This is a genomic window from Bradyrhizobium zhengyangense (assembly GCF_022012555.1).
In the GTDB taxonomy this organism is placed as follows: domain Bacteria; phylum Pseudomonadota; class Alphaproteobacteria; order Rhizobiales; family Xanthobacteraceae; genus Bradyrhizobium; species Bradyrhizobium zhengyangense.
The window spans coordinates 1-14,002 of sequence record NZ_JAKLTZ010000022.1 but is presented as its reverse complement, the minus strand read 5'-3'; the positions used below and the strand labels follow the sequence as shown (position 1 = coordinate 14,002).

At 62.2% G+C, this 14,002-nt stretch carries 14 protein-coding genes; 9 read left to right on the top strand and 5 right to left on the bottom strand.

Features of this window, described 5'->3' with window-relative positions:
* Nucleotides 1-15: 15 nt before the first annotated feature.
* Nucleotides 16-660 (bottom strand): DsbA family protein, encoded by a 645-nt coding sequence (locus L6639_RS38450; protein ID WP_237866576.1) that lies wholly within the window; start codon nucleotides 658-660, stop codon nucleotides 16-18.
* 24 nt (nucleotides 661-684) lie between these two features.
* Complete coding sequence (dsbD, locus tag L6639_RS38445) at nucleotides 685-2,490, bottom strand: protein-disulfide reductase DsbD (protein WP_237866575.1); 1,806 nt, start codon at nucleotides 2,488-2,490, stop codon at nucleotides 685-687.
* Between the two features lie 98 nt (nucleotides 2,491-2,588).
* Between dsbD and L6639_RS38440 the strand changes: the two genes are divergently transcribed.
* From L6639_RS38440 to L6639_RS38425, 4 genes are all read left to right on the top strand, one after another.
* Nucleotides 2,589-3,251, top strand: a complete 663-nt coding sequence (locus L6639_RS38440; protein WP_237866573.1) for a response regulator — start codon at nucleotides 2,589-2,591, stop codon at nucleotides 3,249-3,251.
* Nucleotides 3,251-4,648: an ATP-binding protein gene (locus tag L6639_RS38435; protein WP_237866571.1), complete on the top strand. Its 1,398-nt coding sequence runs from the start codon at nucleotides 3,251-3,253 to the stop codon at nucleotides 4,646-4,648. Before L6639_RS38440 ends, L6639_RS38435 begins: the two co-directional genes overlap by 1 nt.
* A gap of 34 nt (nucleotides 4,649-4,682) precedes the next feature.
* Entirely contained in the window at nucleotides 4,683-5,318 is a 636-nt protein-coding gene (locus L6639_RS38430; protein WP_237866569.1) for an NrsF family protein, read from the top strand.
* A gap of 113 nt (nucleotides 5,319-5,431) precedes the next feature.
* Nucleotides 5,432-5,968: a DoxX family protein gene (locus tag L6639_RS38425; RefSeq protein ID WP_237866568.1), complete on the top strand. Its 537-nt coding sequence runs from the start codon at nucleotides 5,432-5,434 to the stop codon at nucleotides 5,966-5,968.
* 46 nt (nucleotides 5,969-6,014) lie between these two features.
* Here L6639_RS38425 and L6639_RS38420 read toward each other — a convergent pair whose 3' ends face one another.
* The gene (locus L6639_RS38420) at nucleotides 6,015-6,425 is read right to left on the bottom strand and encodes a hypothetical protein (RefSeq protein WP_237866567.1); all 411 of its coding nucleotides are present in this window, start codon (nucleotides 6,423-6,425) and stop codon (nucleotides 6,015-6,017) included.
* 200 nt (nucleotides 6,426-6,625) lie between these two features.
* On the opposite strand from L6639_RS38420, the gene L6639_RS38415 reads away from it, so the two are divergent.
* A complete protein-coding gene (locus tag L6639_RS38415; protein WP_237866566.1) occupies nucleotides 6,626-8,575 on the top strand; it encodes a hybrid sensor histidine kinase/response regulator in 1,950 nt (649 codons plus the stop codon).
* Nucleotides 8,576-8,799: 224 nt separating this feature from the next.
* On the opposite strand, the gene L6639_RS38410 is transcribed toward L6639_RS38415, so the two are convergent.
* A complete protein-coding gene (locus tag L6639_RS38410) occupies nucleotides 8,800-10,464 on the bottom strand; it encodes a sulfatase-like hydrolase/transferase (RefSeq protein ID WP_237866564.1) in 1,665 nt (554 codons plus the stop codon).
* Nucleotides 10,465-10,924: 460 nt separating this feature from the next.
* Complete coding sequence (locus L6639_RS38405; RefSeq protein WP_237866563.1) at nucleotides 10,925-11,515, bottom strand: hypothetical protein; 591 nt, start codon at nucleotides 11,513-11,515, stop codon at nucleotides 10,925-10,927.
* A 259-nt stretch (nucleotides 11,516-11,774) separates the two neighbouring features.
* Here L6639_RS38405 and L6639_RS43760 point away from each other — a divergent pair, with 259 nt between their 5' ends.
* From L6639_RS43760 to tnpC, 4 genes are all read left to right on the top strand, one after another.
* Nucleotides 11,775-11,996 carry a GFA family protein gene (locus L6639_RS43760; RefSeq protein WP_476727270.1) on the top strand — a complete coding sequence of 74 codons (222 nt, stop codon included), beginning with the start codon at nucleotides 11,775-11,777 and terminating at the stop codon, nucleotides 11,994-11,996.
* Nucleotides 11,997-12,039: 43 nt separating this feature from the next.
* The gene (tnpA, locus tag L6639_RS38400) at nucleotides 12,040-12,414 is read left to right on the top strand and encodes an IS66-like element accessory protein TnpA (protein ID WP_188108385.1); all 375 of its coding nucleotides are present in this window, start codon (nucleotides 12,040-12,042) and stop codon (nucleotides 12,412-12,414) included.
* A gap of 23 nt (nucleotides 12,415-12,437) precedes the next feature.
* Nucleotides 12,438-12,758, top strand: a complete 321-nt coding sequence (gene tnpB / locus L6639_RS38395) for an IS66 family insertion sequence element accessory protein TnpB (RefSeq protein ID WP_430644539.1) — start codon at nucleotides 12,438-12,440, stop codon at nucleotides 12,756-12,758.
* A gap of 45 nt (nucleotides 12,759-12,803) precedes the next feature.
* Nucleotides 12,804-14,002 (top strand): IS66 family transposase (tnpC, locus tag L6639_RS38390; RefSeq protein ID WP_237866561.1); only part of this gene is annotated, 1,199 nt, incomplete at its 3' end.

The window sequence follows — 14,002 nt, the reverse complement described above, 5'->3', positions numbered from 1 at the left end:
TCGAGTTTAGTTGCGTCAATCGGCCTTCTGACCGGCTTGCCTGGCGCGGGCGTCGGCCACGACGTGCTGGAAACCGTCGTATGTGAGCGCCTGATTGACCTTGTAGGGGCCGACGAGGAAGCCCGGCGTTCCCTGGAAGCCGACCGCGTCGGCAATCGCCAGGTTTCGCTTGAGCAGACCGGTGATAGCCGCGTCGTTTGCCTTGATGTCGGCATTGAGGCGGTTCATGTCGACGCCGGAGTTACGCACTGCGTCGATCATCTGCTGCTGCGGAATTCCGTAGCCGGGGACACTCATCAGGGCGTGATGCGCAGCGAGATATTTATCCTGGTATCTTGCTCCAAGCGCGAGCTTAGCGCCGACGATCGAGCTTGGGGCCAGCACCGGCCAGTCCTTGTAGACGAGTTTTATCTTTCCGTCCGCCTTCACGAGACGCTCGAGATGAACGGCGGCATCCTTACAGAACGGACAATTATAGTCGAAGAAGTCCACGATCGTGATATCGCCTTCAGGATTGCCCGCTGTCGGCGCTTCGGGATCAGCAAGGATCATCTCGCTTGTGATTTCGTTTTCAGCGCTGCGCGCGAAGGTCTTGGTGAGCAATAGCGCGGCGGTTCCGGCAAGGCGGAGGAAGGTCGAGCGGGAAACTGCTTTACTCATGTGTTGCTCCAGGAGATGCTTGCGTTAACCGCGTTCGGCTACGGAGATCTTGTCCAGGAGGTCGCGCACGGCGGTCGCGCCGATCGTTCTGGTGCCGTCGACTTCCCGGCCTGTGGCGTTGAGAAAGACCAGCGTTGGAGGGCCAACCACCTCGAACCGCTCCATGAGCCTCCTGCTCGCGAGGTTGTACCGTGTCATGTCGGCCCGGATCAGACGCAGCGTCCTCAGCCGCTGGCGCACCGCCTCATCCGCGAAGACGGTACGCTCCATCAACCGGCACTCAGTGCACCACTCGGCCGAAAAATCGATCAGGACGGGGCGCCCCTCCACACTGGCGGTGGCGATGGCCGTGTCGAGATCATGCTCATTGGTTATCGTTTGAAAGCCGTCGGATTCGAGGCCAGATGCGGAGATGGGCAGGGTCACACCCGCCCATGCGAATGGCTGCAGAGGCGCGTACCATCCGGTGATGCCTCCAATGGTCACAAGCCCACCATAGATCGCGAGCGTACCGGCTGCCATTGCGGACGCCACACGTCCCCAGTGCGGCGTGGATCGGGCGCTGTCCGGTTGCGGCCACCCGAGCCAAAATGCGATCCCGACGAAAAACGCTCCCCACGCGATTGCGATCAAGGGCAGTGGCAAGATCCGTGACATCATCCAGATTGCGACGCCGATGAAGACGATGCCGAACGCTTGCTTGACACGAACCAGCCACGGCCCGGACTTGGGCAGAGCTGTCGCTCCGAAGGCCCCAACCACCAGCAACGGCAGGCCCATGCCTAGACCGAGCGAGAACAGTGCCGCCGAGCCGCGCATCGCTTTTCCGGTCTGCGCAATATAGACCAAGGCCGCCGCCAGCGGCGGCGTAACGCAAGGACCGACGATGAGAGCGGAGGTGAAACCGAGCAGCGCTGCCCCGCCGATCGATCCTGGGCGGCCCGCCCCGAGCGTCAGCCGCGCGCTCCACGCATGCGGTCCCCGCAGCTCATAGAATCCGAACATCGAGAGAGCCAACATCACGAACATCAGACTCATCAGGGCGACGGCGCCCGGAGTCTGCAAGATCGCCTGAAGGTTGCCACCGAACCAGGCGGCGAAAACTCCGAGCACGCCATAGGCGCTTGCCATCGCGAGCACGTAGGATGCGGACAGCAGAAAGCCCTGCGCCGGCGATAGCTTCTCAGCAGAGCGCGTCAGCATGCCCGACAGAATCGGCACCATGGGAAGAACGCACGGCGTGAAGGCGAGCAGCACTCCGAAACCGAGAAAGGCGAGCAAGGTCGGAAGGAGGCTGCCGCCCAGATCAGGTGTGGTCGCACTGGCAGGCGAAACGTCACCAGGAACCGTAGGCGCCGGATCCTCGGCCGCCGACGCGGACAGCGAACGCATCTCCTCCTTTCTATCGTCGGCATCGCGAACGATCAACGTTGCGAGGTCGATGACCTTCGTGATCGGCGGATAGCAGATCGTATTCTCGCCGCAGCCCTGATAGGTGACGTGAAGCTCGCCGGTTTCCGGCAGCGCGTTGATAAGAGCGGTCGCTTGGTGGTGGTAGACCTCGGTCGGTCCGAAGGTTGGATCGTCCTTGGTCTCGCCCCGTGTGGTCACGACCTTGAGCGCCTCGCCACCGAGGCTTGCCGCGATCCGGTCACGATAAAGATAGTACCCCGGTTCAATCGACCAGAAGAGCTCGACACCTTCCTCTTCACCTTGTGTGACGTCGAATCTGAAGGCCTCGTCGGGTGGCTTCGGTCCCGCCGCGGCCGCGCCGAGCCAAAAGGCCTGAAGGAGAAAGGTAACAAACCAGATCGTCCGCACGTAAGACATGGAAAGCCTCGCCTGATTGCGAACGTCGATCTGGCGAGCTCACCTTAAGCCAGCCTTAAGGCTGAAGGGCGACGGGCTTGACGGCAGAGGACAAAGCCATGCGTATTCTCGTCGTCGAAGACGATCCTGTCCTGTCAGATGGTTTGCGGACCGGGCTCGGCATGTTCGGCGCTACGCTCGACGTTGTGGAGAGCTGCGCGGACGGACGTGCCGCGCTGGCAGGCAGCGAATTCGATGCTCTCGTTCTCGACCTTATGCTCCCGGACGGGTCTGGGCTCGATCTGCTCGCCGACCTGCGGGCGGCCGGCGACCGCACGCCGGTGCTGCTGTTGACCGCGCTCGACGAAATCGCCGATCGCGTCAAGGGCCTCGATGCGGGTGCAGACGACTATCTCGGCAAGCCGTTCGACCTGGATGAACTCGGCGCGCGGCTGCGCGCCATCGCTCGGCGTCAAAATGGGCGGGCTTCGCCGCTGCTGTCCTGCAACGGCATCGTGCTTGATCCTGCCACCATGTCGGCGGCCGCGAATGGCGAGAGGGTCAGCTTGTCGCGGCGCGAATTCGCCGTGCTGCAGGCGCTGATGGAGCGGCCAGGCGTGCTGCGTTCCAAGGACGCGCTGGAGGCCAGCCTCTACGGCTGGCAAGAGGAGATCGAGAGCAATACTGTGGAGGTCCACATCCACAAGCTCCGCGCCAAGCTCGGACGACACGCGATCGAGACCGTGCGCGGAATCGGTTACCGCATCCGGGTGGGCGCATAATGATGTCGCTGCGGACGAGACTCTTCCTGATCCTGGTGGCGGCTACAGGCGTGATCTGGCTGTTCGCCATCGGATGGATCTATGTCGGCACAAAGCATGAGGTTGAAAGTGTGCTCGACGCCCGGCTCCAGGAAGCCGCGCGCATGGTGGCTTCGCTCGTGCCAACCAAGGGCGTCGCGACCCCTGAGGCAAGCCACGACGCGCTTGACGGAATACCGATCTACGAGCGCCAGCTTTCCTGCCAGATATGGTCGCTCGACGGCCGTCTGGTCGCGCGGTCGAGTGGGGCACCGCGCGCCAGACTCAGCGATACCGAAAGCGGCTTCTCCCAACGCGACATCGACGGCGAGAGCTGGCGCGTCTTCACCGTCGAGGATGCCGACAAGGGCATCCGCGTGCTGGTCGGCGATCGCCTCGGCATTCGCGAGCATCTGGTCGCTGGCATCATCAAGGGGCTTCTTACTCCGACGCTGCTGATCGTTCCACTGCTCGGTTTCCTGATCTGGTCTAGCCTCTCCAGCGGCTTGCGGCCGCTACGCACGCTTGCGCGCGAACTTCAGACCCGCGGCGCGGATGACATGAGCCCGGTGCAGGCGGATCGGGCCCCGCCCGAGATCCTGCCGATGACGGCCGCCCTCAACGCGCTCTTCGAGAAGGTCGAAAGCGCGCGGCAACATGAGCGCGAGATTACGGCGTTTGCAGCCCACGAGCTTCGCACGCCGCTTGCAGGCCTGCGGACCCAGGCGCAAGTCGCGATCAGCGCCAGCGATCCGCCGGCGCGCGAGCGGGCGCTGCGGCAGATCCTCATTGCGGTCGACCGCACCACGCGGCTCGTTCGGCAATTGCTGGCAATGGCGGATCTCGATGCCCGCCACGACGCACGACCAGACGCCGCCGTCAATCTCGGAGCCGCCATCGACGAGATCGTTGACGCCGCCCGGGGCCATGACCGCATCCGCGTGGAGATCGAGCCGGCATTAAGCAGGACGACGGTAACGGCAAACGCGGCACTGCTCGCGGTAGCACTACGCAATCTGCATGAGAATGCTGTTGAACACACTTTTGACTCCGGCCTGGTGCGCTGGCGCGTCAACAGCGATGCCGACGCGCTCGTGATCGCCGTCGAGGACGAAGGTCCCGGGATCCCGCCGGACGAACTGAAACTCGTCACACGTCGCTTCTTCCGCGGCCGTCTGAAGCGCCCCAGCGGCAGTGGGCTGGGGCTGTCAATCGTCGAGCTGGCTCTGCGAGCCAACGGGGCCCGACTTAATCTCGTCAACCGCGGCGACCGCAGCGGACTGCGCGCCGAGATCGTGTGGCCGTTGCCTTCGGACAAGGCCCCCGTCCGGACTCGGCGATCCAGCGCGGTCCTCCGCTTTGTGACCAAGACGTCGTGAGACCGGAGCTTGCACATCGCAGGAGCACAGGGCGATGAAAACGGAGCAACTCATCAACGCACTGGTGGCCGACATCGGCCCGCGGCGCTCCTTTCTTCGCTCCTTCGTCTACGCCACCGCCTCGGGGGTCGCCTTCGACGCTGTAGTTTTCTTTGCAGCGATCGGTCCCAGGCCGGACATTGCGGCCGCGGCCGAGACCTGGCGGTTTCTGTTCAAATTCGTGGTTACACTTGCACTTGCCGTGCCAGCTACGACGCTGGCCTACCGGTTGGCCGCGCCTGCAATGTGGCGCCGATGCCGGTTCGAAGTACTCATGGTGCCGCTTTGCCTGTTGCTTGCGGCGACGGCGTTCGAGCTCGATCTCGTGCCCCCCTCGCTGTGGATGGTTCGCCTGGTCGGTTCGAACTCGGTGAACTGCATGACGCTGATTCCGGTTCTGGCTCTGGCTCCGCTGACATGTTTCCTCATCCTGCTGCGTAGCGGAGCCTCGTGCGATCCGGGATTGACCGGCGCAGTGGCGGGTCTCGCCGCGGGCGCGATCGCTGCCACGTTCTATGCGCTCAACTGCTTCGATGACAGTCCGCTATTCGTGATCACGTGGTATCCGATCGCGATGTCGACGACCGCGGCGGGCGGCTATTACGGCGGCCGGCGCTTCCTGACCTGGTGACGGAGGACCTGCCCTTAAGATCCGCTTAAGCCTGTAGAGCGATCGGTGCGCACTCAAGCACAAGAATCAGGATGGACCTCGTGAGTGCATTGTCATCGGACCGCCAACGCTTCTTGATCGCCGGCTGGACGAAACTGGCCGGCAATCTTTCGGGCTGGAGCGCATGGCCGCTTCGCCTCATCGTGGGCTATGGCTTCATCATCCATGGGTGGGCGAAGCTGAGCCGCGGCCCCGAGAGCTTCGCGGCCTTCCTGCACGCCCTTAATGTGCCTCTTCCGCTGTTCTTTGCCTGGGCTACCACGGTAACCGAACTGATTGGAGGCCTCTGCGTGCTGTGCGGCGCGTTCGTCGCAGCGGCGAGCGTGCCGTTGTCGGTCGTGTTGCTGGCTGCGCTCTTCACGGTCCATCTCCATTACGGCTTCTTCTCCGTCAAGCTCGCGGGTATTTCTCCGGACGGAGTGAAGTTCGGCCCGGTGGGTTACGAGCACATCCTTCTCTATCTTGCCGGTCTGATCAGCCTTGCGATCGGTGGCGCGGGACCAATTTCATTGGATGGATGGCTTATCCGTCGCGCTGGCAGAGATCGCGTGAGGTCGGACGCAAAGGACGGTCTCACAGGCCGGCTTCGTACCCATCTTTCGGAGCTGTAGCGTTCTTGGTTCAAACCTGACGTCGGAGGAGAGGTCAGCGTGACTGTCAAGAGGTGAATGAGAGAGTCTCTTGGGATTCGGATTTGATCGAATCAAACTGACTGATGGTCGGATGCGGCTGATCCGCCGGACCTCGAGTGAGCTTACAAACGGGCTCTTCGAGCGATCCATATCCCTCGATTTCGGAGCGAAGCTCGGCTACTGAACGCATGATCCGCTCGAATGACTCAGCTGCCCGCAGGCGGTCGCCACCCCGTGACACCAGCTGACTGATGCTTGCCAGCAGGATGCTCGATTTCTCGATGCGCATCAGCTGCTCGTCAAACGCGCCAAATTCGTTCCCACCCGGGAATTCCGATGCCAGCTCATCACAGAGCCTTGTGAGCTCGGAGACGAACTCATCTGATGACAGACCGTGATCGGGACAGGGGAATTGCAGGACGTTGTCGCGCTCCATTCGGGCCTCCGTCTGCTATACGACGCTCGCCCGGCTTTGGATCAGTCCGCACCCGCTGAATGAGCTGCCCTTTTGGTTGGCGGCGGCCGAAGCTTAAGCCATGAGGACACGCTTCCCTGGAACCGGCGGGATCACTATTCCGCGGGAACCTGTCAAGTGGTGGCGAATTATCTCCATTCCGCCTCCAGAGTCCTCGTTGAATGAAAACAACCGCCGCCGCGGATCCCCGAAGCCTTGAGTTGCTCATTAACGGGATCGTCGATTACGCCATCTTCATGCTCGATACCAACGGCTTGATCAGGACCTGGAACAAGGGCGCTGAACGGCTCAAGGGTTACGTGGCCGACGAGATCATCGGAAAGCCTTTTTCGACCTTTTACACGCCTGAAGATCGGCAGAAGGGCCTACCCGCCAAGGCGCTGGCCACCGCGTCGGAGACAGGACGCTTTGCGTCCGAAGGCTGGCGCGTCAGAAAGGATGGCAGCCGGTTCTGGGCGCTCGTCGTTCTCGACGCCATCCGTGACGAGGAAGGCGGTCTCGTCGGGTTCGCGAAGGTGACGAGAGACATCACCGAGCGGCAACAGGCCCATAACGACCTCCTGGAAAGCGAGCGACGATATCGCCGCCTCGTTGAAGCCGTCGTCGACTACGCCATTTTTCAACTCGATCCTTCCGGCAATGTCGCGACCTGGAACCCCGGCGCCGAGCGCATCAAGGGGTATCGGCCGGAGGAGATCATCGGCCGACATTTCAGCACCTTCTACACGCCAGAGGATCTTGAAAAGGGCGTGCCGAAATTGGCGCTGAGGGAGGCCGCCGAAAAAGGGCGGTTCGAATCCGAGGGCTGGCGGTTGCGCAAGGACGGCACGCGCTTCTGGGCCTCTGTCGTCATCGACAGGATTACCGACGAAAGCGGCACGATCATCGGCTTTGCGAAGGTCACGCGCGATCTCACCGAGCGGAAGCAGGCCCAGGACGAGCTTCAGCGGGTCCAGGAGCAACTGGTTGCATCCCAGAAGCTCGAAGCGGTCGGACAGCTCAGCGGCGGCATCGCTCATGACTTCAACAATCTCCTGATGATCGTGCTGGGAAATCTCGAGAATGCAGAACGCAACAGCCGCAATGTCGGAGGACCGAACCTCCATCGCGCGCTTGCAAACGCGAAGCGCGGCGCGCAACGTGCCGCGGCGCTGACATCTCGGTTGCTCGCCTTCTCGCGCCGTCAGGCGCTCGACCCAAAGCCGATCAACCTCAACGGCTTCCTGAGTGGGCTCCAGGAGTTCCTTCAGCGCACATTGGGTGAGCGCATCGAAGTGCAGACGGTCGGCGGCGCCGGCCTCTGGCAGATCGAGGCGGACGTGAACCATCTGGAATCGACCATCGTCAACCTTGCGATCAATGCCCGTGATGCGATGCCTGACGGCGGGAAGCTGACCATCGAGGCGGCCAATGTCTCCGCTGACGAAGACTATTCGCGTGCGAACCCGGAGCTCGCAGCCGGCCAATATGTCGTCATCAGCGTCAGCGATACCGGCAGCGGCATGACGCCGGAGGTCCTCAATCACGCGTTCGAGCCGTTTTTCACGACCAAGGAGCCTGGACAGGGGACCGGTCTTGGCCTGAGCCAGGTCTACGGCTTCGTCAAACAGTCCGGCGGACATGTGAAGATCTACAGCGAGGTCGGGGAAGGCACGAGCATCAAGATGTACTTCCCGCGTCACGCGGGCAGTGCGCAGCCCAGCTCCGAGGATGCGGACGAGTTCGTAGCGGAAGGCGCCGCTGTAGAAACCATTCTCGTCGTCGAAGACGATGTCGATCTCAGGACCTACGTTTCGGACGTCCTGCGCGATCTCAACTATCGGGTCCTGGCTGCCGGCAGCGCGCAGGCCGCCATGACCATTTTATTGCAGGAGGATCAGCACCTGGATCTGCTTCTGACCGATGTCGTCATGCCCGGCATCAATGGTCGTGAGCTGGGACGGCGCGCGCAGCAGGTCAGGCCCAAGCTGAAGATTCTCTACATGACCGGTTACTCGCGCAACGCAGTCGTTCACCAGGGGCGCCTCGACGAGGGGGTCGATCTGCTGGAAAAGCCCGTCACTCAGGCAAGGCTGGCGCTGAAGATTCGCGAGCTTCTGGATCGAAGGTGAAAACACAAAAGTCTGATGGATGAGATTCGACTGGCGCGCCGACGAAGGTGCATTCCCTCCCCCCTTGTGGGGAAGGGCTAGGGAGAGGAGTAGCCCAGGAAAAGGTGCCGGTTGTTGAAGATGTGTCGTGTGTGTGGGGGCGCCACGGATGGCGTCCCCGTGTGGCACCCCCCTCCCTGACCCTCCCCCACAAGGGGGGAGGGAACGGAGAAAGCGCGGCAAGCTTAACGAGCTTGCCGGGCGCTCGGCCCCAGGTCTATGAGCCCCAGATCCACAAGCGTGCGATGGAAACGACGTTTCCGTTCGGAGGCTGATGCGAAGTAAGCTTCCCGGCAGTCATCCAGCAAGCTCGCGCGGGTGGCAAATATCGGATCGAGCGCAATGCCGGCCCGTTGCAGGGCGACAGTGCCAAGGAAGGCGATATCGAGGTCGGCGCCTCGTCCGGGGCTGAAGTGCGGGATATTGAGGGCTTCAATCGCGTAGAAGGTACGAAACGCTCTCCGCCCATCTCCCGGTCGTTTCAGCTGTCGATCGATCTGCTTCGTCAGCACGGGTTGATGATCCCCGTAATGCACGATGAGGACAGGCCGGTCAGGAAAGCTGCTTGCCAGCTTGGCTCTGGCGGCTTGCCAGGCCGACGCGGTCTCTGCCAGTCGCGTGTAGTACTCGGCGTATTCGGCATTGGGGAGGCTGGCCTTGGCAAAGGCGCGTTCTTTCTCGAGTCGACCTGAGGGCACCAGCTGCCTGCTGTGCGGACCGTGATTGAAATTGGTCAGCGCATAAAGGAATCTCGGTGTCTGGTCGTGAGCGACCCTCTTGGCATAGGCATTGACGACCGCATCCAGAAACACTGCATCGGAATTTGTTGCCTCGAAACGCCTGGTATCGAATGGCGGAGGAAGTTCGTCGACGAAGATGCGCTCGTCGATGCCGATCGAGCCGTAGAATTTATCGTAGCTGAGGAATCCGCGGCGGCAGCTGGATATCAGTGTCGTCTTGTAGCCGAGCGACGCCAGGGAACGCGGCAAGCTGCTATGAAAACGGCCGGCGCCCTTCTTGAAGAGATAGTAGGCGCTCGAACCGAAGCTGGCGCTTGAAAGACCGGTCAGCAGGCTGAATTCGGTTTGCCACGACCCTCCACCAAAGATGTCGACGTTCAGGTGGCCAAATTCCGCACCTGGCGGGGACAGGAAAGCCTCCACACTCGACTCGACCGGCAGGCCGAAAATACGCGGGTCGAAGACGGACTCGTGCTGGATCACGATAATGTCGGGCGAACAGGTGGAACGCGCTGGCACCGCCTCCCTCAAGGGCAGTGGCTCGCTCGCGATATCGCTCAGCGCCAACGCGCCGAACTGTCGCCAGCAAGCGGGGTCGACCAGCGAGGCCATGAAGGTCGCGTAGAAGCACCGCCCTTGCGTCAGAGTAAGCCGCAAGGACGCAACGCCCTTTGACGCGGAAGCCTTGGCAAAGCCGATGAGCGCCAGAAGGAACAAGAGAACCCGCAATGTGGCGGGAACGGGAGACCCCGCCGCATAGAGCAGAACCGCGCCCGAAGCGAAGGCGAAGAGCGCGCTTCCTGCCAGAACGCCCAGCATCATGCGCGGGTATTGCAAGACAAAAAATGGGACCGTGCCCGCAAACGCCAGGGGCAAATCAGAGACGGTCAGCTTGAGTGCGCTGTGGTCGAACTTGACTGAGGATATGCCGGCGATTGCCACCGCCAGCATGCCGGACAGCAGGATCGCCCTCTCGACATCGGCAAGAAGCAGCAGCAACAGGGCAGCATTGAACAGGAGCGCCGCGATCGCGAACGGCAGATGTTCAACGTTCCGTTCCGTCAGCGCAACAGCGGCAATGACTGCCACGAGAATGAAAATCAAAGTCATGGAATCAGGATGCCCCGAGCATTTGAATTATGCAATTTGGGGGACGGACCGACAGTGAAGACCCGCAAGGCCATGGATTTGGCGTTCGCAGCGCAACATAGAGCGGCAGGGGGGCCGACCAAGCACGATCGGGCTGCGGTCGAGAGCGCCTCGCGTGACACCTTCACCCCTGTTGGCCTATCGCAACAAATCGCTGGCCTGGATGCAGGTGGCAGAGCTGAGCTTCGACAGCTTCATGATGCGGATGCGGACGTAATGGCCCGCGCGCTGTGAGCGATCAAACGACGAAAGCCCCGGAGAGGTCTCCGGGGCTTCTTGTAGTTGCGGCGATGACGGTCTCGTAGGGTCGGCAAAGGCGCGACAGCGCCGTGCCCACGTTCTTATTGGTTCGGACAAAAGTCGTGGGCACGCTCCGCTTTGCCCACCCTACGGCACCTTTGCTTAGGCGCGCGCCACATCCTCAATTCTGATCGTCGCCCAGCGCTGCGACGAGCTTGTCGTAATACTTGCCGACGAGATCGATGTTGGCCTTGTTCTCGACCGCGGGCGCCGGGGTCTTCAAGGCCTGGTTGAGCTCGTCGAGCGCTTCCTTCTTGTCCTTGGCCGGCATCTTCTTGTCAGCCTCGACCTGCGCGATCTGCGATTTGATCACGGCGTCGTTGCCGACATATTTCTTGGTTGCGGGATCGAAGCCGCCGAGCACGAGGCTGATGTTGTCGACGACGTTGTTGTAGTCGTCATAGCTGGCAAAGCCGTGCTTCTTGGCGACGCCGTCGAGCTGGGCGATCACCTTCGCGTCGGGCGCGGTGTTCTCCGGCAGCTTTTCCGTGATCGCATCCATGTCCTTCTGTGCGGCAAGCACGCCGTCGAGTTGCTTGTCGGTGAGCGCCATCTGCTTGAGCGTCGGAGCCTGCGCGGGGGCGGCCTGCTGCGCCGGTGCGGGCTGTTGCTTGGCTTGCGCGAACGCGGTGCCGGAGGAGGCGAGCGCGGTTACGGACACAAGGCACGCGACGCCGAACGCGGTGAGGGCGGGACGAAGCAATGCTGGCATGAAAGTCTCCTCCTGAGGGGGATGGCTGTTTCGATCGCGGAAGTTTGGGCCGTGGAAGGTCTGACCGTCAGAAACTAGGGAACCCGAAATGAACTCCGCATGAACTCTGTGAGTCCCAGCTAGCGGCCGATCATGGCTGAATGATCACAACCCCGTGGTGAGTCTCGCGATCACCAAACATTGTCCTGCGAGCAATCCTCTGTTGCGCGGGACCTTTCGTCTCACCAATGCTCGAGGTCAGCAGCAGCAAGAAACAAGCATGCCGACCTATCGAGGCGCCTGCCACTGCGGCGCGGTGACATTCAGGCTGATGTCAGACATCGCCGAACCCGCGACCTGTGACTGCTCGCTATGCAGGCAGAGGAACGCGCTGATGACGAAGGCCCATGAGGGCGCACTCAAGATGCTCGGCGGTGGGGAGTTGCGTACGCCTACGAGGAAGGCCGCCTTGTTTGACGGAGGCGAACGCTGCAGGTCCTAGGGGTAATCCTAGGAGAAGCGCTATGACGATTTCGAGGGCGGAGGTGATCACATCGGTCGAGCGGCGGCGCCGGTGGTCGCAGGATGAGAAGGAACGGCTTGTTGCAGCGTCGCTCGAGACCGGTGCCAATGTTTCCGAGGTGGCTCGCGTGGCCGGGCTTCATGTGAGCCAGCTGTTCAGGTGGCGTAAGGAGCTTTGCAAGCATGGTGAAGCGAGTGTAGCGCCGTTCGTGCCTGTCGAGATCGGGCCGTCTATGCCGCCGCGGGAGGTTGCCGAAGTGCCATTGGCGCCGGCGCGTCGGCGGAAGAGCCAAGGCATCATCGAGATCGACCTTGGTAGTGGGCACCGCATCCGGGTCGATGGCGATGTGGACGGAGACGCGCTACGTCGCGTTCTCGATGCTTTGGTCCGCCGATGATCCCGGTTCCGACTGGCGCGCGAGTGTGGCTCGCGACCGGCTACACGGACATGCGCCGAGGCTTTCCGTCGTTGGCTCTCCAAGTGCAGGAGGTGCTGCGCAAGGACCCGCTTAGCGGTCATTTGTTTGTCTTCCGCGGTCGCCGCAGCGATCTTGTGAAGCTGATCTGGCACGATGGCCAGGGAGCATGCCTTTTTACCAAAAGACTCGAGCGAGGAAGGTTCATCTGGCCATCGGTTGCAGGCGAAGCAGTGACGATCTCGTCGGCGCAATTGAGCTATCTGTTGTCCGGAATCGATTGGCGCACCCCGCAAGAAACCCAGCGTCCGACGCGGGTCGGATAACGGTTTTGGGTTTGAATCTGCCGCTCGATCTGATTCAATGGCTCCATGATATCGAAGCCGGACGACCTCCCGTCGGACCTTGTCAGTGCGTTGGCCGCGCTGCAAGCCGAGCGTGAGGCACGGCTACGAGCCGAAGCGATGGCTGCCAGCGCGCAGGCGGAGCTGTCGGATAACGCGGCGCTGATCGCGCATCTCGAGCTACGGATCGAGAAGCTCAAACGCGAACTGCACGGGCAGCGCTCCGAGCGCACGGCGCGCCTGATCGAGCAGTTGGAATTGGAGCTCGAAGAACTCGCCACCACGGCGAGCGAGGATGAGCTTGCCGCGCAGGCCGCAGCGGCGAAGACGCAGAACGTCCGCCCCTTCACGCGCAAGCGGCCGGTGCGCAAGCCATGGCCGGACGACATAGAATGCGAACGCGTCGTCATTGAGGCTCCCACGACCTGTGCCTGCTGCGGCGGATCGCGGCTGGCGAAGGTCGGCGAGGATGTGACCAAGACGCTGGAGGAGATCCCGCGTCGCTTCAAGGTCATCGAGACGGTGCGCGAAAAGTTCACCTGCCGCGATTGCGAGAAGATCAGCCAGCCGCCTGCGCCGTTCCATGCCACCCCGCGCGGCTTCATCGGCCCACAACTGCTGGCGACGATCCTGTTCGACAAGTTCGGTATGCATATCCCGCTCAACCGCCAGAGCGTGCGATTTAAGGCCGAGAGGATCGATTTACCGCTGTCGACGTTGGCCGACCAGGTCGGCCACGGGACCTTCGCCGTCATGCCGCTGTTCCAGCTGATCGAGCACCATGTGCTCGCGGCCGAGCGCCTTCATGGGGACGACACCACCATCCGCATCCTGGCGAAGGGCAAGTGCACGACCGGCCGGATCTGGACGTATGTGCGGGATGACCGGCCGTTCGCCGGGCCTGCGCCGCCGGCGGCGGTTTACTACGCTTCGGGCGACCGTCGCGGCGCACACCCCCAGAAGCATCTGGCCACCTTCACCGGTATCCTACAGGCGGACTGCTACAGCGGCTTTGAGCCCCTGTTCGACCCGCAGAGGAAGGTTCTACCGATCGCGCCGGCATTTTGCCTGGCCCATGCGCGGCGGGGCTTCTTCGAGTTGGCTGACATCGAGAAGAATGCTCGGGAAGGCAAGAAGGGCAAACCGGTCTCTCCGATCGCGCTGGAGGTGGTCAAGCGTCTCGACGCCCTGTTCGAGATCGAGCGCGCCATCAACGGCCGAAATGC